The organism is Pseudomonas sp. TH21, assembly GCF_016651025.1.
Classification (GTDB): Bacteria; Pseudomonadota; Gammaproteobacteria; order Pseudomonadales; family Pseudomonadaceae; genus Aquipseudomonas; species Aquipseudomonas aylmerensis.
This window is the reverse complement of record NZ_JAEKEQ010000001.1, coordinates 3145024-3169352: the sequence shown is the minus strand read 5'-3', so window position 1 is coordinate 3169352 and position 24329 is coordinate 3145024. Positions and strand designations below refer to the sequence as shown.

Here is a 24329-nt window from a genome sequence, read left to right as displayed (position 1 = left end):
GGGCGGCTCACTCGACAACCGGCATCCAGCGACGAATACGTCGCTCCAGGCGCCCGGACAGGTAGTTGGAAGCCAGCGTCACCAGGTAATACAAGGCGGCGGCCGCGAGGTAGAACAACAGGTATTGCCGGGTCGAACCGGCCGCCTGCTTGGCGGTGTAGAGCAATTCGTTGGTGCCGACCACGCTGATCAAGGCGCTGTCCTTGATCAGGTTGATCCACAGGTTGGACATGCCGGCCAAGGCGTACGGCGCCATGATCGGCAAGGTCACCCGGCGAAACAGGCCAAACCCGCTCAAGCCAAAGGCCCGCGCCGCTTCGATCTGGCCATGGGGAATCGCCAGGATCGCCGCGCGAAAGATCTCCGACGCGTACGCGCCCTGCACCAGCCCCAGCACCAGGATCGCCACCAGCGGACCGCTGATGTTCACCTGCGCAAACCCCAGCCACAGCATCAGCGCGTTCAGGCCCATGGACCCGGCGTAATACAGCAACAGGATCAGCAGCAGTTCCGGCACCGCACGAAACAGTGTGGTGTAGCCGCGCATCAGCAAGGCAATCGGCCGGGGTGCACTGAGCTTGGCGCAGGCCACCACCAGGCCGATCAACAGCCCTACCGCAAACGCGCCGGCGGAGATCTGCAGGGTCATCCACAAGCCCTTGAGCAGTGCATTGCCCCAGCCTTGATCGCTGAAGCTCAGGAGATCGAACATCGGCTTACTCCACGATTAACGAGGGTTGTGTGATTGCCCTGTGGCTAGGTTTTTCTTGTGGTGAGAGGGTTTATCCATTGGCTTTGGTTTTTCTGTAGTGAGGGGGCTTGTCCCCCGTTGGAGTGCGCAGCGCTCCCGCTTTTCTTGGGGCCGCTACGCAGCCCAACGGGGGGCAAGCCCCCTCACCACAAAAGCCAGCTCACTATAAAAACGCCCTCACCTCCCACTTCTCCAAACCTATTGCGCATACGGGCTCTCACACACCTTGCTGACATACGCCGGCGTGTCGGTGCGTTTGCACGGGCTGACCGACAGGCCGAAGTAATGCTGGGACAGGTCGTCATAGTCCTTGCTCACCAGCAGTTCGCCGATGGCCTTGTCCAGGCGCGCCTTGAGCTCGGTGTCTTCCTTGCGCAGCCCCGCGCCGACGCCCCGGCCGATGATCGGGTCGTACGGCACACTGGCGATATGCGCCAGGCCGCTGGCTTCCGGGGTCTTGACCATCATGGCGATGGCAGTGTCGTCGGCCATCATGTAGTCGATGCGCCCGGCGATCAGGTCGGCGTTGGCCGATTCCTGGGTGTCGTAGTACTTGAGGTCAGCGATATTTTCGTAGTACTTCTTCAGGTAATTGGCACTGACCGTGGAGATCTGCACGCCGATCAACTTGCCTTTGAGGCCCGCCGGGGAAATCTCCACTTCACTGCCCTTGGGCCCCGCCACGCCCAGCAACGAGTCGTAGTAGGCGCGGCTGAAGGCGATCTGTTTTTCGCGCTCGTCAGTGACCGACATCGACGAGAAAATCACGTCGATCTTCTTCGCCAGCAGCGACGGGATAATCCCATCCCACGCCACTTCCTTGATCTGACACTCGGCTTTCATGCCCTCGCACAGCTTGTGGATCAGGTCCACTTCAAAGCCGGACCACTGGCCGTTGCCGCCTTTCACCGTGAACGGCGGATAAGGTTCGGCCGCGACGGCAAACACGATAGGTTTCTCGGCCGCCAGCGTAAAACCTGCGGCCAACATCAATACTGCTCCGCCCAACCAGCTTGCCATGGGTTTGAATGTCATGATTTGCCCCGTCTTTTTATGGAGTTAGCGAGTTTGATGCGCGTTGACGAACTGTCGGCAACGTTCACTGCGTGGATCGATGAACACCGAGTCCGGCGAGCCGGTTTCCTCGATCATGCCTTGGTGCAGAAAAGCCACTTTGGAAGACACATCCCGGGCGAAGGCCATCTCGTGGGTGACCAGGATCATGGTCCGGCCTTCTTCGGCCAGGGAGCGGATCACCCGCAGCACTTCACCCACCAGTTCCGGATCGAGGGCCGAGGTGGGTTCGTCGAACAGCATGACTTTGGGACGCATGGCCAGCGCGCGGGCGATCGCCACCCGCTGTTGCTGGCCACCGGAAAGGAACGCCGGGTACTCGTTGCGCTTGGCGGCCAGGCCGACGCGGTCGAGCAAGGCTTCGGCGCGCTCGATGGCTTCGGCGCGGCTTTCGCGCAGCACCTGGGTGGGCGCCTCGATAAGGTTTTCGAGCACCGTGCGGTGGGGCCACAGGTTGAAGTTCTGGAACACCATGCCCAGGGTCGAGCGGATGCGCACCAGTTGCCTGGCGTCCGCCACCAGTGGCGCGCCGGGGCGGCCGTAGTTCAACTTGATGCTTTCGCCATCCACGTGAATGCTGCCCTGGTCCGGCACCTCGAGCATATTGATGCAGCGCAGCAAGGTGCTTTTGCCCGAACCACTAGCGCCGATCAGCGAGATCACGTCGCCTTCGTGGGCCGTGAGGGAAATGCCCTTGAGCACTTCGATATTGCCGAAGCGCTTATGCAGGTCGACCACTTCGATCATCTTTTTCGCTTGTGCCGGCGGCGCCACTTCGACAATGGGCGCCGGCGCGATACGCGGCTCACCCGCGAGCCGCGTGACAAACGCTGCGATGCGCCGGCAGGCGTCGGCCAGGCGTTCTTCACTCAAGGTAAAGGACAACCGCACGAACCCCTGGGCCGGCTCGCCGAATGCCGCCGCGTCCAGCACCGACACACCCGCTTCACGCAACAGCCGCCAGGCAAAGTCCAGCGAGCCCAGGCCGGTGCCGCGCACATCCACCAGCACAAACATGCCCGCCTGTGGCGCCCGCGCCTGGATCCCGGGGCAAGCGCTCAGGCCACTCACCACCAGGTCGCGACGGCGCCGGTAAATCTCGCGCATGCCCGCAGTGACCTCATCGTGGGCGAGCACCGCCGCCGTGGCGGCCTCCATCACAAACCCCGGCAGCCCGTAGAGCATGCTCAGCACCAGGGTTTCGGCATGCACGATCAACGCGGGCGCGGCCACCAGCCAGCCAATGCGCCAGCCGGTCATGGCGTGGGACTTGGACAGACTGCCGATCACCACGCAGCGCTCGGCCATGCCCGGCAGTGCGGCAAGGCTGTGGTATTCGCCATCGAACACGAGGCTTTCGTAGACTTCATCCACCACCACCCACAGGTCATGGGCGATGGCCAACGCGGCGATGGCCTGCAGCTCCTCGGCATTGAGGACCACGCCGGTGGGGTTGTTCGGGTTGGAGAAGAAGATCGCGCGGGTGCGCGGCGTGATTGCGGCGGCAAGCAGTTGCGCGTCGAGGCGAAAGCCGGAGGCCGGCGAGCACGGCACCCGCACCAGCGTCGCGCCGCTGGCCTTGAGGGTGGCTTCGTAGGTGACGTACATCGGGTCGAGCACCAGCACTTCATCGCCGGCCTGCAACAGGCATAGCGAAGCGACGAACAAGGCATTCTGCGCACCGGCCACGGTAATCACGTTTTCCGCGTTCAAGGGTCGCGCCAGGGTCTGGCTGTAGCGCGCAGCAATCGCCTCGCGCAATGCCGGGCGGCCAGGGATTTCGGTGTAGTGAGTGTCGCCCTCGCGCAGGGCGTCGACGGCGGCGTCGGTGATGAAGGCTGGCGTGGCGAAATCCGGATCGCCCACGCTGAGGATGATGATGTCTTCGCCCTGGCTGGCGGCTTGGAAGGCGGCGTGGTGAATGTCCCAGGCCGCTACACCCTGGCCCGCAATTCGCTCAACAAAAGGGGAAAACCGCATGCCAGAGCCTCTCGTTCAAGAAGAAACAGCGCGAACCCGTCTGTGTGCAAACGGGTGGATGCGGTCAACATAGTTGAAACTGAACAGTCGTTCAATGGATAGATTCAGGGCGATGTCGTTTATCGTGCGAACAGGTCGCGAATGCCAATCCTGCACCGAGCAAGGCTCGAAGTCTGGCCGCCGACATCGCTGGCGCAGGGCTACAACGGCGCGCCGAGCGGATCTTTTATGGTGCTGGCGAGGATACCGTCGATATTCGTCAGGTCTTCAGGGGTCAGTTGCCAGCCAAACGCTTCTTCAAAACCGCGCAATTGCTCGGGACGCCGGGCTCCCCACAACGCGATGGTCGGGCCTTGGTCGAGCACCCAACGCAAGGCCAGGGCCAGCACCGATTTGCCGTGGCGCTCGCGCGCATAGATACCCAGCGCGGCCACCGTTTCCAGGTATTGCTCGAAACGCGGCGCCTTGAATGTCGGGTCGAGCGTGCGCACAGCGTCCCCGGCAAAAGGGGGCTGCGCATGCAGGTTGCCGCTGAGCAAGCCGCGGCACAGCGGCCCGTAGGCCAGCACCACCAGGCAATGCTGCCTGGCATACGGCAGGATAGCGCTGTCGATGCTGCGTTCGAACCGGTTGTACGGCGGTTGCACTGTGGCCGCCGCAGTGTGCTGGCTGAAAGTATCCCTGTGCGTGGAGGCATAGTTGCTCACCCCGACGGCAAGGATCTTGCCCTCGCGGCGCAGACGCTCCAACTCATCGGCGGTTTCTTCCTGGGCCACCGGCGAGTCGGGCCAGTGGATCTGGTACAGATCGATGTAGTCGGTGTCCAGGCGCACCAGCGAGTCTTCGAGCGCTTTGCGGATGCGCCGGGCCGTGGCGTTGCACCGTGGCGGGCCGTCGTCCCAATGCAGCCCGGCCTGGGTCGCGATCACGGCGCTGTGGCGCACGCCGCGCAGGGCCTTGCCGATCATCTGTTCGGATAAACCAAAGCCATACACCGGCGCGGTGTCGATCAGGTTGATTCCGAGTGCCAACGCATGCCGAAGGGTGCGGGTCGCCTGTTCGTTGTCGGCGCCGCCCCACAGGTGCCCGCCCATCGACCAGGTGCCGAGGGCTATTCGCGAGACCGGTGTATCGATACCGGCGATGCGGATGGTCTCAACGTACATGAAATAAAACCCCTGACCGTCAACATGCTTAGAAAAGCAATTACTCTAGGTCATCCCAGGTTGAATAGGGCTCAACGCCGCATTCAACCAAAGCCCCACTAAAGAGACTTGAAATGGCTGCCTTCAACCGTTCCGAATTGGCCGATCTCAACGTGTTCATGGCAATCATCCGCCGCCGCAGCTTTCGCCATGCCGCGCATGAACTCGGCGTGACCACCTCCGCGCTGAGCCACACCATGCGCAACCTGGAAACCCGCCTGGGCGTGAAGCTGCTGTACCGCACCAGCCGCGCCGTGGAACCCACCGACGCCGGCACCCTGCTGGCGGAAAAACTCAGCGTGGGGTTCGCCACGATCCAGGACGGCCTCGACACCCTGGAGCTGTACCGCGAAGCCCCCATCGGCCGGCTGCGCCTCAACGTGCCACGCGATGCCGCGGTATTGCTGCTGGCGCCGATTCTCGGGGACTTCTGCGCCGCCTACCCGCAGCTGCGCCTGGACCTGATCGTGCAGGACCAGATGATCGACATCGTCGCCGAGGGCTACGACGCCGGCATCCGCTACGGCGCCACCGTGCCCCAGGACATGGTCGCCGTGCCGCTGACGGGCGCGTTGCGCTGGATCACCATCGCCTCCCCCGCCTACCTCGCCCGGCGTGGCACGCCACAGCAACCCAAGGACCTGCTGCAGCACGCGTGCATCCGCATGTACCTGGGCGACAAGACGCCCTACAAATGGGAGTTGGGCAATGGCCCGCGCCAGCAGCGCATCGACGTGCCAGGCCACTTCAGCGCGGCGGATACCGAAACCATCGTGCATGCCGCCCTGCAAGGCGTAGGCATTGCCTACTGCCTGGCCAACCGCGTGCAACAGGAACTGGCGGACGGCCGCCTGGTAGATGTCATGCCGGACTGGGCCTGCGTGGGCGAGCCGCTGTGCATGTACTACCCGAGCCGCCGGCAATCGCAGCCGGGACTGCGCCAATTGATGGACATGATCCGCCTGAAAACCATCGGTTCGCAGTTGATGGAATCACATTGAACCTGCGCCGGGCCGTCACTCTCAAACCTGGATAGACCACGGCCCGGTAACTGCTCGATGACTTTTATTCTATGGATGGCCGTCCTCGGCGCCGTATTGCTCACCCTCGCCCTCACCTCCTCTTACCTGCGCTGGATGCCGGTGACCGCCTCGGCCGTGTGCCTGCTGCTGGGCGTCGGCATCGGCCCGCTGGGGGTGGACCTGTTGCACCTGGATATCCAGCACTCTGCACGCTGGATGGAGCACCTCACCGAGGTCGCGGTGCTGTTTTCGCTGTTTGTCAGCGGCCTCAAGCTGCGCCTGCCGCTGCGCCATCGCACCTGGCGGATTGCGTTCGGCATGGCCGGCCCGGTGATGCTGTTGAGCATCCTCGGCATCTGCCTGGCCTTGCACTACCTGTTTGAACTGTCGTGGGGGGTGTCGCTGTTGGTGGGGGCCATCCTCGCGCCGACCGACCCGGTGCTGGCGGGCCTGGTGCAGGTCAATAATGCCCAGGACTACGACGCGCTGCGTTTCGGCCTGTCCGGCGAGGCCGGGCTCAACGACGGCACGGCGTTCCCGTTCGTGATTTTCGCCCTGGTGTTCATGCAGCACGGCGGTTTTGACGGTGACTGGCTGGGCGGCTGGGTGCTGAAAAACCTGCTGTGGGCGGTGCCGGCCGGGCTGTTGATCGGCTATTGGATGGGGCGCGGCATTGGCCGCGTAACGCTGTGGCTGCGCATCACCAACAGCGACAGCACGCTGTCGCCGAATGACTACCTGACCCTCGCCCTCATCGCCCTGGCCTATGTGGCGGCCGAGGCCGTTGGCGGTTACGGCTTCCTGTCGGTGTTCGCCGCCGGATTGGGGCTGCGCCAGGCCGAATTCCGCTCAACCGGCCATTCACAGACGCCGTCGGAACACCTGGCATTGCCGGTGGTGGGGCATCTGGAAGTGGAGCCGGAACGCGCACTGCAAGGCGACACCAGCGGGCTGGAGGATAGCCAGATCGCCGCCGGCGTGATGATGGGCGACATGCTCTCGTTCGGCAGCCTGGTGGAGCGTTCGATGGAGGTGTTCCTGGTGACGGTGCTGGGGATTGTGCTGATCAGCCATTGGGATTGGCGCGCACTGCCGTTGGCGGCGTTGCTGTTCTGTGTGATTCGCCCGCTGAGCGTCTTCGCCATCCCGTGGGGCAGCCTGATCGATCGCCAGCAACGCGGCTTGATGGGCTGGTTTGGGATCCGTGGGATCGGCAGCATTTACTACCTGTTCTACGCGCTCAACCACGGCTTGATCGGGACCAGCAGCGCGGTGGCGGTGAACCTGACGCTGTCAGTGATCGCCTTGAGCATCGTCGTTCATGGCCTCAGTACCCAGCCGATGCTGGCGTGGTATGAACGACGTGCCAAGGGCAAGGCTCAGTCCTGATTTTCGGTGTTGCCGACATCGGCGGCTTCATCCAGGTCATTGAGCGGCACTTCTGCATCATCCATCAACGAACCCGGGTCTTCATTGCCGGGGTCGTTGAGTTCTTCTTCCAGTTCTTTGGACATGACCGTCTCCTCTAACCACCTTGGGTGTCGATATCGGCATCGGTTTCAGGCTTGACCTCGGGCTCAGGCTTGAAGTCTGGACTGTAGTCGTTTTCCTTGGCCTTGGGATCACTGGCAGGCTTCGGATCTTTGGGCGCATCGGCCGCCGTACCTGGCGCCGGCTCGCCGCCGTCGATCGCCGGGTCGTTGCGGTTGCTGGTTTGCGGATCGTTGTCTGTGCTCATGGGTCACCTCGTTGAAAAAACGCAGACTGCGTAAAGATAAGGTCCCGCGCGGGTAGCCGAAGTTCAACTTGCTTAAGAGCCAGGATTGTCCACCTGGATGTAAAACGCGTACGCCCCCAGCAACACCCAGAACACCATGAACAACCACGGGGCGCGCATCGAGAACAGCAGCGACTTGCGGTAGCCCTTGTGGGACGACTCCATCTCGGAAAACAGCGGCGACTCGTCATAGGCCATGCCCATTACCGGTTCACTGCGCAGCAATTCGCTCTGCTTGTAGTGCCAATGGTCGATGATTTCGTAAGCGGCGCGGATGCCTGGCCAGGCGTTGAGGGAACTGAGGATCCCCAGCGCGGCCAGGAATACCGGCACGACCACGGTGAACAACTTGCCCCATTCCGGATTGAGGTTGCCCATGCCGGAGACGAACGCGATCACCAGGAACGATTGCGCGGTGAGGTAGGCGTCGGTGCGGTTGGCGAGAATCGTGGTTTCGTACTGGATTTCGCGCCGGTAGAAGTCCAGGCGGTCCTTGGGCGAACCGAAGATCTTGGCGTTGTGTTCGCTGTGATCGGTCAGGTTCGATTCCGGGGTATCGGGTGAGATGATTCTGGGCACGTCCGTGCTCCGTGCTGGGGTGAGACCTGTTAGAAGAATCGGCAGGGGGCGAAGTTCAAGTTTGTTCATGCACCAGCGTGGTGCGCACCCTGCCCCTTTGTGGCCGGCCATCGGAGCCCGGAAAAGCAATCTTCCTGCTGTGAGCAGGCTTCCCATCGTCAGCGGCTACCCGCGAACGGGTAAATACCCCGCGTATGCCCAATCCGGCACAGGCATTGCTTTATCCATTCATCTGCCCGGATACAGGAGCATTCGTTACCCCCCGACCCAGAGCCGACCCCATAAGAAAGTAAGGACCAGGCCCAGTGGCACCGTCAGCCACGGGCTCATAAAAAAATGCGTTTTTTAAAGCGGCAGTGCCACCCCATGCGTCCCTCGGCACTGACAAGGTACTGGAATGGCTCGATCTTTCTTTGATGAAATGAATGACGCAAACGGCGTGTGCCGTGCGCATTATCAGGATTTCTCCCGCTGGCTGGCCAACACGCCACCGGAACTGCTGGCCCAGCGCCGTCGCGAAGCCGATTTGCTGTTCCACCGCGCGGGGATCACCTTCACCCTCTACGGCGACGAACAAGACACCGAGCGCCTGATCCCCTTCGACATCATCCCGCGCAGCATCCCCGCCAGTGAGTGGAGCGTGATCGAGCGCGGCTGTATCCAGCGCGTCAATGCGCTGAACATGTTCCTCGCCGACATTTACCACGACCAGCGCATCATCAAGGCCGGCATCATTCCGGCAGACCAGGTGCTGGGCAACGAGGGGTATCAGAAGGCCATGGTCGGCCTCGACCTGCACCGCGATATCTATTCGCACATCTCCGGCGTCGACCTGGTGCGCGACGGCGACGGCACGTACTACGTGCTCGAAGACAACTTGCGCACGCCCAGTGGCGTGAGCTACATGCTCGAAGACCGCAAGATGATGATGCGGCTGTTTCCCGAGGTGTTCGCCAAACAGCGCATCGCGCCGGTGGACCACTACCCCAACCTGTTGCTCAAGACCCTGAAAAGCTCCAGCCGCCTGGACAACCCCAATGTGGTGGTGCTGACGCCGGGCCGCTTCAACAGCGCGTTTTTCGAACACGCGTTCCTGGCCCGGGAAATGGGCGTGGAACTGGTGGAAGGCGCCGACCTGTTCGTGCATGACCTCAAGGTGTTCATGCGCACCACCGACGGCCCCAAGGCCGTGGACGTGATCTACCGCCGTATCGACGACGCGTTCCTCGACCCGCAGGCGTTCAACCCCGAATCGATGCTCGGCGTGCCCGGCCTCGTAGCCGCCTATTGCGCCGGCAACGTGGTGCTGGCCAACGCCATCGGCACCGGCGTGGCGGACGACAAGTCGATCTACCCTTACGTGCCGGAAATGATCCGTTTCTACCTGGATGAAGAGCCGGTGCTGCAAAACGTGCCAACCTTCCAGTGCCGCAAGCCCGACGAGTTGTCCCACGTACTCGCACACCTGCCGGAACTGGTGGTCAAGGAAACCCAAGGCTCCGGCGGCTACGGCATGCTGGTCGGCCCGGCGTCCAGCGCGGCTGAAATCGAGGATTTCCGCCAGCGCATCAAGGCGCGTCCACATGCTTATATCGCCCAACCGACCCTGAGCCTGTCCACCTGCCCGACCTTTGTCGAAAACGGCATCGCGCCGCGGCACATTGACCTGCGGCCCTTCGTGCTGTCGGGCAAGGAAACCCGCCTGGTGCCCGGCGGCCTCACGCGGGTGGCCCTGCGTGAAGGCTCGTTGATCGTCAACTCGTCGCAAGGCGGTGGAACCAAGGACACCTGGGTGGTGGAGGGCTGAGTATGTTGAGTAGAACCGCCGCAGATCTGTACTGGATGTCGCGTTACCTGGAGCGCGCCGAGAACCTCGCGCGCATGCTCGAAGTCAGTTACTCGTTGTCGTTGATGCCCCAGGCCGGGCGCAGCGATGGCCTGGATGAACTGGCGATGTCGTTGCTCAGCAGCGGCACCCTCGACAGTTACCTGGAGCGCCACACGCAACTGGACGCCGAGCGCATGTTGCACTTCTTCGCGCTCGACGAAGAAAACCCCGCCAGCATCTACAACTGCCTGCGCGCGGCCAGGGGCAATGCCCATGCGGTACGCGGGCGCATCACCGCCGACATGTGGGAAAACCTCAACGCCACCTGGCTGGAAATGCGCAGCATCGCCGCCGGCGGCCTGGCGCGACATGGCATCAGCCACTTCTGTGATTGGGTCAAGCAGCGTTCGCACCTGTTCCGGGGCGCCACGTCCGGGACCATCATGCGCAATGACGCCTACCGGTTCATTCGCCTGGGCACCTTCGTCGAGCGCGCGGACAACACCCTGCGCCTGCTGGATGCGCGTTATGAAATGTTCGGCGAGGAATCAGAGGAAGTCAGCGACCTCTCGGCCCGTGGTTACTACCAGTGGAGTGCCCTGCTCCGCGCGCTGTCATCGTTCGAGGCGTATACCGAGCTGTACCCGAATGCCTTGAACGCGCGCTCGGTGTCGGAGTTGCTGCTGTTGCGCAGTGACGTGCCGCGCTCGCTGCATGCGTGTATCGAGGAATTGAGCCATATCCTCGCCGACCTGCCCGGCAGTTACGGGCGCACGGCGCAGCGCCTGGCGGCGGAGTTCGAAGCGCGGCTGCGGTACACCGGGATCGATGAGATTCTCGAGGATGGGCTGCACAGCCGGTTGACCGAGTTTATCGACACCGTGCGTGAATTGGCGCGGGCGATCCATAGCTCGTATCTGGAAGTGGTGTAGCCACGCAGCAGATCAACAAGTGCGAGCGGGCTTGCCCGCGAAAGCGGTATGCCCGTCACAGCAGTACTGACGGATCCACCGCATTCGCGGGCAAGCCCACTCCCACAGGGGGTTACTGGTTTTTGACCAGCACCGGCTCGGCGCGGTACTGGTCGGGAAACAGCTTCTTGAGTTGTGCGACTTTCGGCAGGTCATTGATCACGATGTAGGGATAGGACGGATTCTCCGTGAGGAAGTCCTGGTGGTAGGACTCTGCGGGGTAAAACGCCTTGCCCATCTCGATTTTAGTCACGATGGGTTTATCGAACGACTTGGCCGCGTCCAACTGGGCGATGTAGGCCTGGGCAACTTTTTGCTGCTCGGCATTCTGCGCAAAGATCGCCGAGCGGTACTGGGTGCCGGAATCCGGACCCTGGCGATTGAGTTCGGTGGGGTTGTGGGCCACCGAGAAGTAGATCTGCAGCAGCTTGCCGTAGCTGACTTTGCCAGGGTCGTACGTCACTGACACCGATTCGGCGTGGCCGGTGTCGCCGCCGCTGACCGACTCGTATTGGGCCGTGTTCGCCGCGCCGCCGTCATAACCGGAGACGGCGTTTTTCACCCCTTGCACATGCTGGAACACGCCTTGTACGCCCCAGAAGCAACCACCGGCGAACACAGCGGTTTGCAGGTTGCCGGGTTCGGCGGGCAGGTCCAGCGCCGGTGGCGCGATGGCGACGGCGTCTTCGGTGGCGCCGAAGGAAAAGGCCGAGCTTTGGCCCACGAACGCGGCGAAAGCCAGGGCGGGCAGGATCTTGAGCAGTTTCATCACAGTCACTCCAGTGCAACTGAATCAACGGGGTCAACCGGTGGGAGCGGGCTTGCTCGCGAATACGCTGTGTCAGCTAACGCATTCGGCGACGGTTTCAGCGCCTTCGCGAGCAAGCCCGCTCCCACATTGACGGGGTTATCCAGTCAAAAAATCAGTTAGCCGAAGGTGAAGGCGTAGGCCGACACGTGCGGGTCGAGAAATTCGATGGTGAACGTGCGGTCCTTGACGGCGCCGGGTTGGCGCACCAGTTGGTACAGGCGTTGTTCGGTGACGGTGCCGCTGCCATCCGGGGCGACGTCGGTGCCGTGGGCATCGCCAGGTGCCTGGCCGTCGATGCTGACCTTGAAGCGCACCGGCTTGCCATCGGTGCCCGGGCCGAGCACCAGGTGCAGGTCGCGGGCATGGAAGCGGTAGACAATCCGCCCATTCGCCTGGTCGAGGGTGGCTTGCTGGCCGCCGACATTCCAGTGGCCTTCCAGGGTCCAGTTGTTCAGGGCCAGGTTGCCGGCCGCCGGGTAGTTCGCCACCTGGTTGGTGGCCAGGGTGCCGGTGGTGACAAAGTTTTCGGCGCGCTGGAAGCCCAGGTAGGTTTCCGGCGACTGCACCTCGTTCATGTCCGGCGCCTGTTGCACGCCCTTGGCGTCGGCCTCGATCAGGCCACTGGCGACGTTCTGTGCGCCGGCCTCACGCAGCAACTGCTGGATCACCCGCTCCGACTCGGCATAGTCGCCTTCGCCAAAATGGTGATAGCGAATCTGGCCCTTGGCATCGGCGAAGTAATGCGCCGGCCAGTACTGGTTGTTGAAGGCGCGCCAGACCTTGTAGTTGTTGTCGATGGCCACCGGGTAGGTGATGCCCAGGTCCTTCATCGCCTGGGTGACGTTGTTCACGTCGCGCTCAAACGCAAACTCCGGCGCATGCACGCCAATCACCACCAGGCCCTGGTCGTGGTACTTCTCGGCCCAGGCTTTGACATACGGCAGGCTGCGCAGGCAGTTGATGCAGGAGTAGGTCCAGAAATCCACCAGCACCACCTTGCCCTTGAGCCCTTCGGCGGTCAGCGGTGGACTGTTGAGCCACTGCACGGCGCCGTCCAGCGAAGGCAGCGCACCTTCTATCGGCAACGTGTCGCTGTGGTTGGCGGCGGCCATCATTGCGCCCCCAGCCATCATCGCCCCGCCCTTCTGCTCAGGCTTGGCGCTCAGCGTGTTCACCAGGCTTTGCTCCAGGCCACCGGTGGACGCGGTCGACAGCCGCGCCAGCACGCCGGTGTCGAGACCCAGTGCGATGGCCGCGACGCCGGCCAGCATCAAGGCACCCAAGCCACGGCGCAGCCATTCACCGGCACCGAGCGAGCGCTTCATGAAGCCGAAGACTTTACCGCCGACCAGCAGCGCCAAGGCCAGGGAGGTGGCAGCCCCGGCGGCGTAGGCCAGCAAGAGCAAGGTAGTACCGATGCTGGCGCCCTGCAGCGCGGCGCCGGTCAGTACCAACCCGAGGATTGGCCCGGCGCAGGGTGCCCAGAGCAGGCCGGTAGCCACGCCGATCAGGAACGAGGCGCCCGGACGCGGCCTGGCATCGGCCCCGGCGGCTTCCGACAGGCGACTGCCGGCCGCCACCAACGGACGCGTCAGGCGCTCGGACAGTTGCGGCAACAGGAGCGTGAGTCCGAACAGGGCCACGCACAGCAACGCGAGCCAGCGCCCGTACTGATTGACTTGCACCACCCAGCCGCCGCCCACCGCCGCCAGCGAGGCGACCAGGGCGAACGTCACCGCCATCCCCGCTAACAGCGGCAAGCCACTGCGCAAAAACGGCTGCCCGGTGCGAGCGAAGACAAAAGGCAGAACAGGCAGGATGCACGGGCTGACGATTGTCAGCACGCCGCCCAGATACGCGAGAACCAGAAGCCACATGGGATCTTCCCTTAGACAGATAAGTAAACATCGGCTTAAGCCGCAGTGAAGGTCATGGCGGCACCATTCATGCAATAGCGCAAACCGGTGGGGGGCGGGCCGTCATCGAACACGTGCCCCTGATGGCCACCACACCGGCGGCAGTGAATTTCCTTGCGCACCACGCCGTAGGAAGTGTCGGTGTGGCTGGCCACGGCGTTGTCGAGCGGTTGCCAGAAACTCGGCCAGCCGGTGTGGCTGTTGAACTTGGTTGCCGAGGAGAAGAGTGGCAGCGCACACCCGGCACAGGCGAAGGTGCCCGCACGGTGCTCGTCGTTGAGGGCGCTGGTGTAGGGGCGCTCGGTGCCCTCCTCGCGCAGGACATTGTATTGCTCGGCGGTCAGCAGGCTGCGCCATTCGGCGTCGGAGTGGTTGACCTCGAACGTCTCGGCGGCCTCGGCTGCGGTGACCAGGTTGATCTGTCTCAACAGGCCACCCGCCAGGACCGCGACACCCAGGCCGCCACCGGCCAGCAGAATTTGTCGACGTGAATACATGCTGTTCTCCTCGATCCATACCGTCCATTGGGCGACGATTACCCTGTGGTGCGCGGGCTTGTGTGGTAGCCAGGTTTCTGTGGTGGGCAGGTTTCTCTTGTAGGCAGGTCTCTGTGGTAAGTGGACTCTGTGGTAAGCAGGTTTCTGTGGTGAGGGGGCTTCTGTGGTGAGCGGGCTTGCCCCGCGTTGGGCTGCGCAGCGGCCCCAAAAAAAGCGGGAGCGCTACGCACTCCAACGCGGGGCAAGCCCGCTCGCCACAACCACAACCACTGCCACAACCACTGCCAGAGTCACTGCCACAACCACAATCCCTGCCACAGCCAAAACCAGAACCACCACAACCCGCACTCTTTCGATAGGCAGATGTTGGAGGATTTACGGTCGCGGAATCCTCACGCAGAGTTAAACAATTCGTGATAACTACACTGTTGCAAAAGCCGCACAATGCGCGAACGACAAGCGAAGGTTTCTCTTACATGGATCAGCCCAAACGTGTCCTGGTGGTCGAGGACGATGCGCATATTGCCGACCTGATCTGCCTGCACCTGCGCGATGAGCAGTTCGACGTGGTGCACAGCGCCGACGGCGACGAAGGCCTGCGCCTGCTTGAGCAAGGCGGTTGGGATGCATTGATACTCGACCTGATGCTGCCCGGCGTCGACGGTCTGGAAATCTGCCGGCGCGCCCGCGCCATGACGCGCTACACGCCGATCATCATCACCAGCGCGCGCTCCAGCGAACTGCACCGCATCCTCGGCCTGGAGCTGGGCGCGGATGACTACCTGGCCAAGCCGTTTTCGATGCCGGAGCTGGTCGCGCGGGTCAAGGCACTGTTGCGCCGGGTCGATGCAATGGCACGCAACCTGAAGATGGACGCCGGCAGCCTCGACCTCGGCCAGTTGTTCATCAACCCGCTGACCCGTGACGCGACGCTGCAAGGCCAGCGCCTGGACCTCACCCCACGGGAATTCGACCTGCTGTATTTCTTCGCGCGCCAGCCCGGCAAGGTGTTCTCGCGCATGGACCTGCTCAACGCCGTGTGGGGCTACAGCCACGAAGGTTATGAACACACGGTGAATACCCATATCAACCGCCTGCGCGCCAAGGTCGAAGCCGACCCGGCCAACCCCGCGCGCATCCTCACGGTGTGGGGCCGTGGCTACAAGTTCGCCGAGAGCCCGCCATGAAGCTGACCCTGACCCAGCGCCTGTCGGTGGTGTTCGCCGTGCTTCTGGTGATCTGCAGTGGCACCTCGGCCTGGCTGCAAGTGCGCTCCAACCGCATGCACGAGCTGGAAGTGGTGCAAGGCCTGTCCCGTGACCTGGCCGCACATATCGCCCGTGACACGCAGTTGATGGACGCCGATGGCCTCAAGCCCGACGCCGTGCGCAACCTGTTCAGCCAGTTGATGCTGGTCAACCCGAGTGTCGAGGTGTACCTGCTCGACATCGACGGCCGTGTGGTCGGCAATGCCGCACCCAGCGGCCACCTGCTGCGCGACCAGGTTGACCTGGCACCGATCCGGCGCTTCCTCAGCGGCGCCATGCTGCCGATCCTTGGCGATGACCCGCGCAGCGTCGACGGGCGCAAGGTGTTCAGCGCCGCGCCGCTCAAGGCCAACGGCCAGCAAACCGGCTTCCTCTACGTGGTGCTGCTCGGCGAAGCCCATGATGTGTACGACGCCAAGGACGCCACGGGCATGGCGCTGAAGATCGCGCTGTGGTCCATCGGCCTGGTGGCCCTGTTGTGCCTGCTGGCGGGGCTCATCGCCTTCGCGTGGATCACCCGGCCATTGCGCCAGCTCACCGACAAGGTCGGTCAGTTCGATATCAACGGCGCGCCGAAAACCCAGGCATCGGCCACCCCGGAACTCGACAGTGGCGACGAAATCGCCGTGCTCGACCACGCTTTCGTGCAGATGGAAAACCGCCTGGGCGAACAGTGGCGGGCCATCACCCACCAGGACCAGGAACGCCGGGAAATGGTCGCCAACATCTCCCATGACCTGCGCACGCCGCTGGCGTCCCTGCATGGTTACCTGGAAACCCTGACGCTCAAGGATGCCAGCCTGAGCCCCGAAGAGCGCCGGCGCTACCTCGGCATTGCCCTTGACCAGAGTCGCAAGGTCGGTGGCCTGGCCCAGTCGCTGCTGGAGTTGGTGCGCCTGGAACACGGCTTTGTGCAGCCAGTGATCGAAGGCTTCTCCCTGCCGGACCTGGTGCAGGACATCTTCCAGAAATTCGAACTCACCGCCGAGGCGCGCGCCATCACCCTGACTGCCACCCTACCCCCGCAGGTGCCCACCGTGCTGGCGGACCTGGGCCTGATCGAACGCGTGCTCACCAACCTGCTGGACAATGCCTTGCGCCATACACCGGTGAATGGCGAAGTCGAGGTGATCCTGTCGCCAGCCGCCGATGGCGTGGCGGTGACCGTCAGCGACAGTGGCCCAGGGATCGACGCCGAACTGCGTGAAGGCTTGTTCCTGCGCGCCTTCACCATCGGCGGCGCGCGGCGCGACGGTGGCCTGGGCCTGCGCATCGTGCACCGCATCCTGCAATTGCACGGGCGCAGCATTCGTCTGGTCGACCGCCCAGGGCACGGCGCGACCTTTACGTTTTCCCTAGAAACCCGAGCATCAACGCGTTGACCCGCTGAGCTTGCTCGTTCTGGATCCAGTGACCGCAATTGGCCAGGACCTGCTGCTCAAGGTTCGGCACCGACTCCGGCATGCGCTTGAGGGTGTGGGCTTCAAACACGCCGACGGGGTCGCGGTCGCCGATCAGGAACAGCGTCGGTTGCAGCACCTGCCGGCCGGCCAGGAACTCGCTGCGTTGCCAGTTGCGCTCAAAGTTGCGATACCAGTTCAGCGGGCCACGAAAGCCATGCTCGGCGAAGGTCTGCACGTAGACGTCCAGGTCTTCTCGTGAACACCACGCCGGTAGCGGACCAGGGGGCTGCGCACCGTCGAACAAGCTTGAGTCGGCGGACCGCTTCTGCAAAAACAAATCTTCATCCTGCATGAACAAGCGCAGCGTACGTTCGATATCCGCGTCCAGTTCCTGCTCGGCGACGCCGGGTTGCTGGAAGTACACGATGTAATTGAAGCGGTCGGCGTACAGCTCACGCAGGATTTCGATCACCGGCCGCCGCGCACGGCCGGCAAACGGCACCGACAACGTGATCAAGTGCGTAATGCGCTCGGGTTCGAGCAGCGCCAGGTGCCAGGCCACCACGGCGCCCCAGTCATGGCCGACCATCACCACCTGTGCATGGCCGAAGTGATCCATGGCCTGCTGGATATCGGCGCACAGCGTCAGCACGTCATAATCGGCAATCTCGGGCGGCGAACTTGATTGGCCGTACCCGCGCATTTGCGGGACAAACACCCGGAACCCAGCCGCCGCCAGCGCGGGGATCTGTTCGCGCCAGGAATGCCAGCACTCGGGAAAACCGTGGAGCAGCCAGATCGGCCGGCCCTGCTCCGGGCCGGCGATGTACACACTCAACTCAATCCCGTTGACCTGGATCCTGTCCTGCTCGATAGCGTTCATCACTGGCCTCCTTGTGTAGGTTTCGCTCGGCGCTTCAGCGCGACACAGGCGCGTGGAGTGGCGCTCAGGCAGAGTGATAGAGCCACAGGATTTTCACCAGCATCATTTGCGCCAAATGCGCGGTCATCAACGCCGCCCCAACGGCGGGCAGGCACATTCCCAGGCCCTGCGCTCCCGCGTGGCCAGCCGCTCAGGTTACCGTCGCCGGCGCCCACCAGCGCGGCAGCAACTGGCGCACACGCGCTTCGCCGAAGCGGTCATCGATCAGCATCACCACGCCGCGGTCATGCTGGCTGCGGATCACCCGGCCCGCGGCCTGCACGACTTTTTGAATGCCGGGGTACAGATAGGTGTAGTCGTAGCCGGCGCCGAAAATTGCGCCCATGCGCGTTTTCATGTGCTCATTGACCGGGTTCAATTGCGGCAAGCCCAGGGTGGCGATAAACGCGCCGATCAAGCGGGCGCCGGGCAAATCAATGCCCTCGCCGAATGCGCCGCCGAGCACGGCGAAGCCGATGCCCTGGCTGTGCTCGGTGAATTGGTCGAGAAACGCCTGGCGTTCGGCTTCGGCCATGCCGCGTGACTGCTGCCAGAGCGCAATGTGCGGGTGTCGTTCGGCCAGCCGCTGTGCGACCTGCTGCAGGTAATCGAAGCTGGAGAAAAACGCCAGGTAGTTGCCCGGTTGCTGTGCGAACTGCTGGGCGATCAGTTCGACGATGGGTTCCAGCGAGGCGTCGCGGTGCACAAACCGGGTCGAGATGGCATCGACGATGCGCACACGCAGCTGCTCGGCCTTGAACGGTGATTCGACGTCGATCCAGGCGGTGTCCGCCGGCAGGCCCAGCAAGTCGGCGTAGAAGTGGCGCGGGCTCAATGTCGCGGAAAACAGCACGCTGCTGCGCGCCGCCGTCAACCGGGGCCGGATGAATTCGGCGGGCACCACATTGCGCAGGCACAGGGTTGAACTGCTGCGCTTGCCACTGAACTGGCGCTTGCTGATATCGAAAATGAAGTGCTCGTTGAACAGCTCGGCGACCTTGGCAAATTGCAGCGCTTCGAAGTAGAAGGCTTGCAGGTCACTCGCCAGCGCCTCGGGATGATCATTGAAATAGTCGCCCATGGCACTGGCGCACAGGCTCAGGGCCTGCAGGAGTTTTTCCGGGCGGGCGGCATAGGCCTGGTACGGCGCAAGTTGGTCCTTGTGCAGCGCATTCCATTCACGGTTCAGGCGCTGCAGGGGCTTTTTCAGGGGCTCGGGGGCGATGTCGCGCAGGGTCTTGAGGCTGTATTGGTCGAGGCTTGCGCTGTACATCGAACGGGCACGCTCCACCAGGTTGTGGGCTTCATCCACCAGCACCGCCGCTCGCCATTGGTTGAGTTGGGCCAGGCCGAACAGCATGGCGCCAAAGTCGAAATAGTAGTTGTAGTCGGCGACGACCAGGTCGGCCCAGCGCGCCATCTCCTGGCTCAGGTAGTACGGGCATACCTCATGGGCCAGGGCCACCTCGCGCAAGTTGCGCTGGTTCAACAGGCGCACCTTGGACGCGGCAGTACGCGCGGCGGGCAGTCGATCATAGAAACCCTTGGCCAGCGGGCAAGAATCACCATGGCAGGCTTTGTCCAAGTGTTCGCAGGCCTTGTCGCGCGCCACCAGTTCCAACACGCGCAATTGCAGGTCGGGGCTGCTGTCGAACAGCACCTGGGAGGCGTCGAGCGCGAGTTTGCGCCCCGGAGTCTTGGCGGTCAGGAAAAACACCTTGTCCAGCTGCTGCGGCGCCAGCGCCTTGAGCAGCGGGAAGACCGTGCCGATGGTCTTGCCGATCCCCGTGGGAGCCTGGGCCATCAGGCAGCGGCCAGTGCTGACCGCCTTGTATACCGATTCGGCAAGGGTGCGCTGGCCGGCGCGGAAGTCGGCATGTGGAAAGGCCAGGCTTTGCGCCGCCAGGTTGCGCGCGTCGCGGTGCTGCATTTCCTGCTCGGCCCAGCCGAGGAACAGTGCGCATTGCCGGTTGAAGAACGGCTCCAGCTCGGCGGCCTGGAAGCGCTGGTTGAGCAGGGTTTCGCCCTCGCCGACGATGTCGAAATACACCAGCGCCAGGTCGATCTCGGTGAGGCCGAGCTTCTGGCACATCAGCCAGCCATACACCTTGACCTGGGCCCAATGCAGCTGCCGATGGTTGGCGGGCTGGGCGTCGAGATCACCGCGATAGGTCTTGACCTCTTCCAGGCGATTGGCGTCCGGGTCATAGCCGTCCGCCCTGCCCCGTACTCTGAGCTGCTGGTACTCGCCCTCCAGGGCCACTTCGTTCTGATAGTGCGCGCTGCGCCGCGAGGCCACGGTGCGATGGCCGAGAATGCCTTCCTGAGCACTGGGCGATGGGGTAAACCGCAGGTCGAGGTCGCCCACTTTGGCGGTGAACTCACACAAGGCGCGCACGGCCACGGTATAGCTCAAGCGGCGTGCTCCGCCCAGCGCACATAGCAGACGGTGACCGGCATCTGGTATTCACCGCAGAACTCCAGCCAACGCAGCTGGTTATCCTGCAGGCGGTCGCCGGGGCCCTTGACCTCGATCATGCGGTAGGTCTTTTGCGCCGGCCAGAACTGGATGAGGTCCGGCATCCCGGTACGGTTGGCGCGGATATCCAGCAACAGCCGCTCGAACCAGTAGCGCAGGTGCTCGGCCGGTAAACAGGCCAATGCCTGCTCCAGCAACTCTTCACTGAGCAGGTTCCAGAACACGAAGGGTGACTGGATTCCCCATTTTTGACTAAAGCGCTGGCGGATGGTGGTCTTGTAGCCTTCATCCTGCAGTTGCGCAAAACACGCAGCGAACAATGCCGCGCGTCGCGGGTGGAAGTCTTCGCTGTGCAGGTCCGCCGGGCCGCGCTGGAACGGGTGGAAAAACGAACCCGGCAGCGGCGCGAAGATCGCGTCCCAGCACAACAGGCCGAACAATGAATTGATCAGCCCGTTCTCGACGTAGTGCACCGGCGCATCGGGCTCGCTCAGGTGCGCCTGCACGCAGTACTCCACCGACATCATCGGCTCGGGCAGCGCGAGGGCCAGGTCCAGGCGCGTGACAGGCCGTGGCTTGGCCTTGGGCAACGGCGGCGCGCCGAGCTTGCGCCGCAGGCGTGGCAATACGCGCAACAGGTGCTGCTGCTCGGCGGCGCTTTCCGGCGCCTGTTGCGCGGCACTCGCCAGGGCCATGGCCTGGGCGTAGTCCTCCTGGCGTTCCAATACGCGAATCAGCCGCGCGCGGGCGCCCGGATAGGCACAGCCCCGGTAGATCTGCTGCGCCAGGTCCAGTTCGGCGCTGCGCTCGCAATACTGGCCGATCTGGAACAGCAGCTTGGCCCGGCGTTTTTCCAGCCACGGGTTGTCGGTGTGCAGCGTCGCCACTTGCGCCAGCACCTGCGCCAATGCTTCGCCGGCCTCAAAGGCTTGCTGGCATTGGTGCAGGAACAGGAAACCGTGCACGTCGTCGCGGCTGCGCAAGCCCCGGGACTCGGCGCAGAACTCGACTTTTTCGTAGGTGTAGATGCCCAAGTCAGCCAGCACGAACTCGGACCAGTCCTGGTGCAGGTTGCCGAAGAACATCAGGCGCAGGCGGTCGCACAACTCCATGACGGTGAGGCTGTAGAGGCGGTCGGCAAGGTCGGGGCACCAGTCGGCAAAACTGCGTGCCTCGCTGAACTGGGCGGCCAGGCCCTCCAGCCAATCGGCTTTCTTGCCCCTGGGCTGCTCGATCCAGGGCTTGAAGGCGCCCAGCAGTTCGCTTTTTTGCAGCAAGGCGAACAGCTCCTCGAAGGCCAGCAGGCATTGCGCATCCACCCAACCGAGTTCCAGCAACGGCTCGGCGGCGGCATGCGGACAACCGACCTCCAGGTAATTGAGCTTGCCTGCTCGAAAATGCACACCTTTGCGCATCACCATGCGCACCAGCAACGCCTGGGAGGCTTGCGGCAACCTGTCAAATTGCTGAATGAAATGCTGTTCGTCAGTATCCAGCAGGTCGGCATAGCGTTGCTCCAGCCAATGCAGGACCTGGCGGAAGTTATGCAGGTAATAGAGCGGGTCTTCGAGGGGATTGGCCATGGCGCGCTTTGATCAAATACTGTTTATGCATACAGAGTGCCGGCGCAAAAGCCTGGTGGCAATCGCTAATAGATAAATGGCGCAGGCAACTTTTTGTATAAAAGTGATCAGATGGGTGAGTCGATGGCGTAACATTTGTGGCCCACGCCCCTGGCGTGGTTTTTTCAGGGTTAAAGGTAAGGGTTATGAACATGAAGAATTTGGGTCTGCCACTGGTTGCACTCACTTTTCTGCTAGTGGCCGGTTGCGCGACGCAAACCGTAGTGACGCTGCAAAACGGCACGCAGTATTTGACCAAGGACACCCCCAAGACCAAGACCGCCGACGGTTTCTACGAATTCACCGACATTGCCGGCAAGCACATCCGGGTCAAGGCCGATGACGTCGCCACGGTGCGCAAGGAAGACTGAGATGAAAAAGCCCCGCAATGCGGGGCTTTTTGTTGGGACCGATCAATACCGGTAGTACGGATGGTAGTAATACGGGCGATAGTAAGGATGGTAATAGTAGGAGTGGTAGTAAGGGCGGTAGCAACATGGGCCTGGATAGGCCGGGTACACCGCACACCCACTCAACCCCAATACCACGGCACACAGCAACAATCGAAGTCGGGACATGCTCAAACCCTCGTACGGCAACAGGCGATACACCTCGCAGGTAACCGTTAAACGCATGGACCGCCGATAATCCGTCGCGCCCTCCTCAACTGATCAGCACACCCTCGCTCCACAGGCCGCCCAGCCCGACCCCGACCAGGGTCACCGAGTCGGCGCCAAAACTCAGTACCGTATCGGCCCCCACGGCCTTCGCGTGGTCGCGCAGGTCGGTGCTGCCGTCGGCGCCCTGGAACACCAGCTTGTCGGTCGGCTGGTAGCCGATAATCCGATCCTGGCCAAAATTCCCGCTGAACAAAAAGGTGTTGTGCCCGCTGTTGTCGCGGATCGTGTCATTGCCCTTGCCGCCTTCGATGAAGTCCGCGCCCTTGCCGCCCTGGATCAGGTCATTGCCGTCGCTGCCGATGATGAAGGTATTGCCCTTGTGCGGCTCCGCATTGCGGTTGAGGTCCTGGACCCAGGTGTTGGCGCGCGCCGGGTCGGACAGGTTGGCGACGATAATCGTCGAGTCACGGGTCATCTGCTCGTAGAACCCCGATTCCAGCACACGCGTCATGCCGTCGCCGTAAGCGCTGGGCAAATGCGACACCCAGGTCGACAGGTTGGCGATGGAAAACGGCAGCACATTCCACAACGTCGAGGCGTAGTGGTCGTTGAAGCTGACGATGTTGTCGGTGGTCGACTCGTGGGGCTTGTCATGCACGCCGAGGGACGACAGGTTGAAGGCGGAGCCGTCCAGCGCACGGAACACCGGGTCGTTTTCGTAGCCGATATTCAGGACCTTATCGCCGGCGCTCTGGGTGGGCGAGGCGTAGGCCAGGTAGTTAGCGTCCTTGTAGAAACCCGCCCATTTGCTGGTGCTAAGGTCGGCCATGCTGTTGACCGCCAGGCCGCCCAGGCTGTGGCCGCTGACCAGCACATCCTTGCCACTCAGGCCATGGGCGCCGGCATAGTCGGCCACCGTCTTGAGCAAGCCGCCAAACGCTTCGCCGGCATAGTTTTTCGCATAGTCCTTGGGGCCCAGCGCGGCGAGCAGGTCGCTGACCAGATCGCCGATGGAGTCGGTAATCAGGCTTTCCCGAGGGCCCGAGGTGCCACGAAAACCGATGCCGATCTCGAGCAGTTTGCCGGCGTCATCGTACTTGCCCAGCACTTCGGCCTGGGCCGTGGTGTAGCCGGCCTTCTCGCCAAAAAAAGTGCCCCGCGCATCCACCTTGCCGCCGTAGCCCAGTGCGTTGGCGCTGATTGGCGTCCAACCGGCTGTGTGCACCGCGTCCAGGGCGGCCTTTTCCGAGTCGGGGTTCCAGGGAATGCCGGGGATCACTCCCTGGGAGTCTGTGCTGCCGAGCAACGCCCCGACCAGTGTGGCCGGCAGGCCGAGCCCCAAGCCATGTTGCTGATAGCCGACTGCGAAGCCGTTATCCAGGTTGTGATAGGTATACAACGTGATTGCGGTGGCATCGGCGAACAAGGTTTTGCTGGCTTCGGTGCCGAGGTTCTTGTAGTCAAATACACCCATGGTCTTGTCTCTCTTGTTGTTGGAATTGGCCGGAGATTGTGCGTGTGGTTTTATTGGGGCTGCTGCGCAGCCCAACGCGGGGCAAGCCCGCTCGCCACAGGGGGTCGGCTTGCCTCAGGCGGTTTGTTTG

The 24329-nt window shown here is 62.9% G+C and carries 22 protein-coding genes; 7 read left to right on the top strand and 15 right to left on the bottom strand.

Going from position 1 to position 24329, the window contains the following annotated elements:
* Nucleotides 1-7: 7 nt before the first annotated feature.
* The 4 genes from JFU04_RS13835 to JFU04_RS13820 all read right to left on the bottom strand — a co-directional run bounded on the left by JFU04_RS13835 (nt 8) and on the right by JFU04_RS13820 (nt 4971).
* Nucleotides 8-712, bottom strand: a complete 705-nt coding sequence (locus tag JFU04_RS13835; protein WP_065905185.1) for an ABC transporter permease — start codon at nt 710-712, stop codon at nt 8-10.
* 237 nt (nt 713-949) lie between these two features.
* Entirely contained in the window at nt 950-1771 is an 822-nt protein-coding gene (locus JFU04_RS13830) for a transporter substrate-binding domain-containing protein (RefSeq protein WP_371920701.1), read from the bottom strand.
* Nucleotides 1772-1810: 39 nt separating this feature from the next.
* On the bottom strand, nt 1811-3805 hold the full coding sequence (locus JFU04_RS30405; RefSeq protein ID WP_201144393.1) for an aminotransferase class I/II-fold pyridoxal phosphate-dependent enzyme: 1995 nt from the start codon (nt 3803-3805) through the stop codon (nt 1811-1813).
* 200 nt (nt 3806-4005) lie between these two features.
* The gene (locus JFU04_RS13820; protein WP_201144391.1) at nt 4006-4971 is read right to left on the bottom strand and encodes an aldo/keto reductase; all 966 of its coding nucleotides are present in this window, start codon (nt 4969-4971) and stop codon (nt 4006-4008) included.
* Between the two features lie 113 nt (nt 4972-5084).
* Here JFU04_RS13820 and JFU04_RS13815 point away from each other — a divergent pair, with 113 nt between their 5' ends.
* Both JFU04_RS13815 and JFU04_RS13810 read left to right on the top strand, forming a co-directional pair.
* On the top strand, nt 5085-6011 hold the full coding sequence (locus JFU04_RS13815; RefSeq protein WP_201144389.1) for a LysR family transcriptional regulator: 927 nt from the start codon (nt 5085-5087) through the stop codon (nt 6009-6011).
* Between the two features lie 57 nt (nt 6012-6068).
* On the top strand, nt 6069-7421 hold the full coding sequence (locus tag JFU04_RS13810; protein ID WP_065905178.1) for a cation:proton antiporter: 1353 nt from the start codon (nt 6069-6071) through the stop codon (nt 7419-7421).
* Here JFU04_RS13810 and JFU04_RS30400 read toward each other — a convergent pair.
* The 3 genes from JFU04_RS30400 to JFU04_RS13800 form a co-directional block, all read right to left on the bottom strand.
* A complete protein-coding gene (locus JFU04_RS30400; protein WP_256595100.1) occupies nt 7412-7546 on the bottom strand; it encodes a hypothetical protein in 135 nt (44 codons plus the stop codon). The genes JFU04_RS13810 and JFU04_RS30400 overlap by 10 nt on opposite strands.
* An 11-nt stretch (nt 7547-7557) precedes the next feature.
* Nucleotides 7558-7770, bottom strand: coding sequence for a hypothetical protein (locus JFU04_RS13805; RefSeq protein WP_065905176.1), 213 nt, complete (start codon nt 7768-7770; stop codon nt 7558-7560).
* Nucleotides 7771-7842: 72 nt separating this feature from the next.
* Entirely contained in the window at nt 7843-8388 is a 546-nt protein-coding gene (locus JFU04_RS13800) for a hypothetical protein (RefSeq protein ID WP_065905174.1), read from the bottom strand.
* A 397-nt stretch (nt 8389-8785) separates the two neighbouring features.
* Between JFU04_RS13800 and JFU04_RS13795 the strand changes: the two genes are divergently transcribed.
* On the top strand, nt 8786-10195 hold the full coding sequence (locus tag JFU04_RS13795; RefSeq protein WP_120448563.1) for a circularly permuted type 2 ATP-grasp protein: 1410 nt from the start codon (nt 8786-8788) through the stop codon (nt 10193-10195).
* 2 nt (nt 10196-10197) lie between these two features.
* On the top strand, nt 10198-11148 hold the full coding sequence (locus JFU04_RS13790) for an alpha-E domain-containing protein (protein WP_120448562.1): 951 nt from the start codon (nt 10198-10200) through the stop codon (nt 11146-11148).
* A 112-nt stretch (nt 11149-11260) separates the two neighbouring features.
* Here the strand turns inward: JFU04_RS13790 and msrA are convergent, their stop codons facing one another.
* The 3 genes from msrA to msrB all read right to left on the bottom strand — a co-directional run bounded on the left by msrA (nt 11261) and on the right by msrB (nt 14411).
* Nucleotides 11261-11956 (bottom strand): peptide-methionine (S)-S-oxide reductase MsrA, encoded by a 696-nt coding sequence (msrA, locus tag JFU04_RS13785; RefSeq protein WP_106803897.1) that lies wholly within the window; start codon nt 11954-11956, stop codon nt 11261-11263.
* A 158-nt stretch (nt 11957-12114) separates the two neighbouring features.
* Entirely contained in the window at nt 12115-13875 is a 1761-nt protein-coding gene (locus JFU04_RS13780; RefSeq protein WP_201144387.1) for a cytochrome c biogenesis protein DipZ, read from the bottom strand.
* A 35-nt stretch (nt 13876-13910) separates the two neighbouring features.
* Nucleotides 13911-14411: a peptide-methionine (R)-S-oxide reductase MsrB gene (msrB, locus tag JFU04_RS13775; RefSeq protein WP_201144385.1), complete on the bottom strand. Its 501-nt coding sequence runs from the start codon at nt 14409-14411 to the stop codon at nt 13911-13913.
* 476 nt (nt 14412-14887) lie between these two features.
* On the opposite strand from msrB, the gene JFU04_RS13770 reads away from it, so the two are divergent.
* Both JFU04_RS13770 and JFU04_RS13765 read left to right on the top strand, forming a co-directional pair.
* Nucleotides 14888-15598: a response regulator transcription factor gene (locus JFU04_RS13770; RefSeq protein WP_201144383.1), complete on the top strand. Its 711-nt coding sequence runs from the start codon at nt 14888-14890 to the stop codon at nt 15596-15598.
* Nucleotides 15595-17061 carry a sensor histidine kinase gene (locus tag JFU04_RS13765; protein ID WP_106803900.1) on the top strand — a complete coding sequence of 489 codons (1467 nt, stop codon included), beginning with the start codon at nt 15595-15597 and terminating at the stop codon, nt 17059-17061. Before JFU04_RS13770 ends, JFU04_RS13765 begins: the two co-directional genes overlap by 4 nt.
* Here JFU04_RS13765 and JFU04_RS13760 read toward each other — a convergent pair.
* The 3 genes from JFU04_RS13760 to JFU04_RS13750 form a co-directional block, all read right to left on the bottom strand.
* Nucleotides 17024-17965 (bottom strand): alpha/beta fold hydrolase, encoded by a 942-nt coding sequence (locus tag JFU04_RS13760; protein ID WP_106803901.1) that lies wholly within the window; start codon nt 17963-17965, stop codon nt 17024-17026. The genes JFU04_RS13765 and JFU04_RS13760 overlap by 38 nt on opposite strands.
* Nucleotides 17966-18155: 190 nt before the next feature.
* Nucleotides 18156-20420: an ATP-dependent DNA helicase gene (locus tag JFU04_RS13755; RefSeq protein WP_201144381.1), complete on the bottom strand. Its 2265-nt coding sequence runs from the start codon at nt 20418-20420 to the stop codon at nt 18156-18158.
* A complete protein-coding gene (locus JFU04_RS13750) occupies nt 20417-22066 on the bottom strand; it encodes a VRR-NUC domain-containing protein (protein WP_201144379.1) in 1650 nt (549 codons plus the stop codon). Before JFU04_RS13750 ends, JFU04_RS13755 begins: the two co-directional genes overlap by 4 nt.
* 185 nt (nt 22067-22251) lie before the next feature.
* On the opposite strand from JFU04_RS13750, the gene JFU04_RS13745 reads away from it, so the two are divergent.
* On the top strand, nt 22252-22476 hold the full coding sequence (locus JFU04_RS13745) for a YgdI/YgdR family lipoprotein (protein ID WP_065905126.1): 225 nt from the start codon (nt 22252-22254) through the stop codon (nt 22474-22476).
* A gap of 42 nt (nt 22477-22518) precedes the next feature.
* Here JFU04_RS13745 and JFU04_RS13740 read toward each other — a convergent pair whose 3' ends face one another.
* Both JFU04_RS13740 and JFU04_RS13735 read right to left on the bottom strand, forming a co-directional pair.
* The gene (locus tag JFU04_RS13740; protein WP_162946084.1) at nt 22519-22683 is read right to left on the bottom strand and encodes a hypothetical protein; all 165 of its coding nucleotides are present in this window, start codon (nt 22681-22683) and stop codon (nt 22519-22521) included.
* Between the two features lie 85 nt (nt 22684-22768).
* Nucleotides 22769-24199 (bottom strand): polyurethane esterase, encoded by a 1431-nt coding sequence (locus tag JFU04_RS13735; protein ID WP_201144377.1) that lies wholly within the window; start codon nt 24197-24199, stop codon nt 22769-22771.
* Nucleotides 24200-24329: the final 130 nt, after the last annotated feature.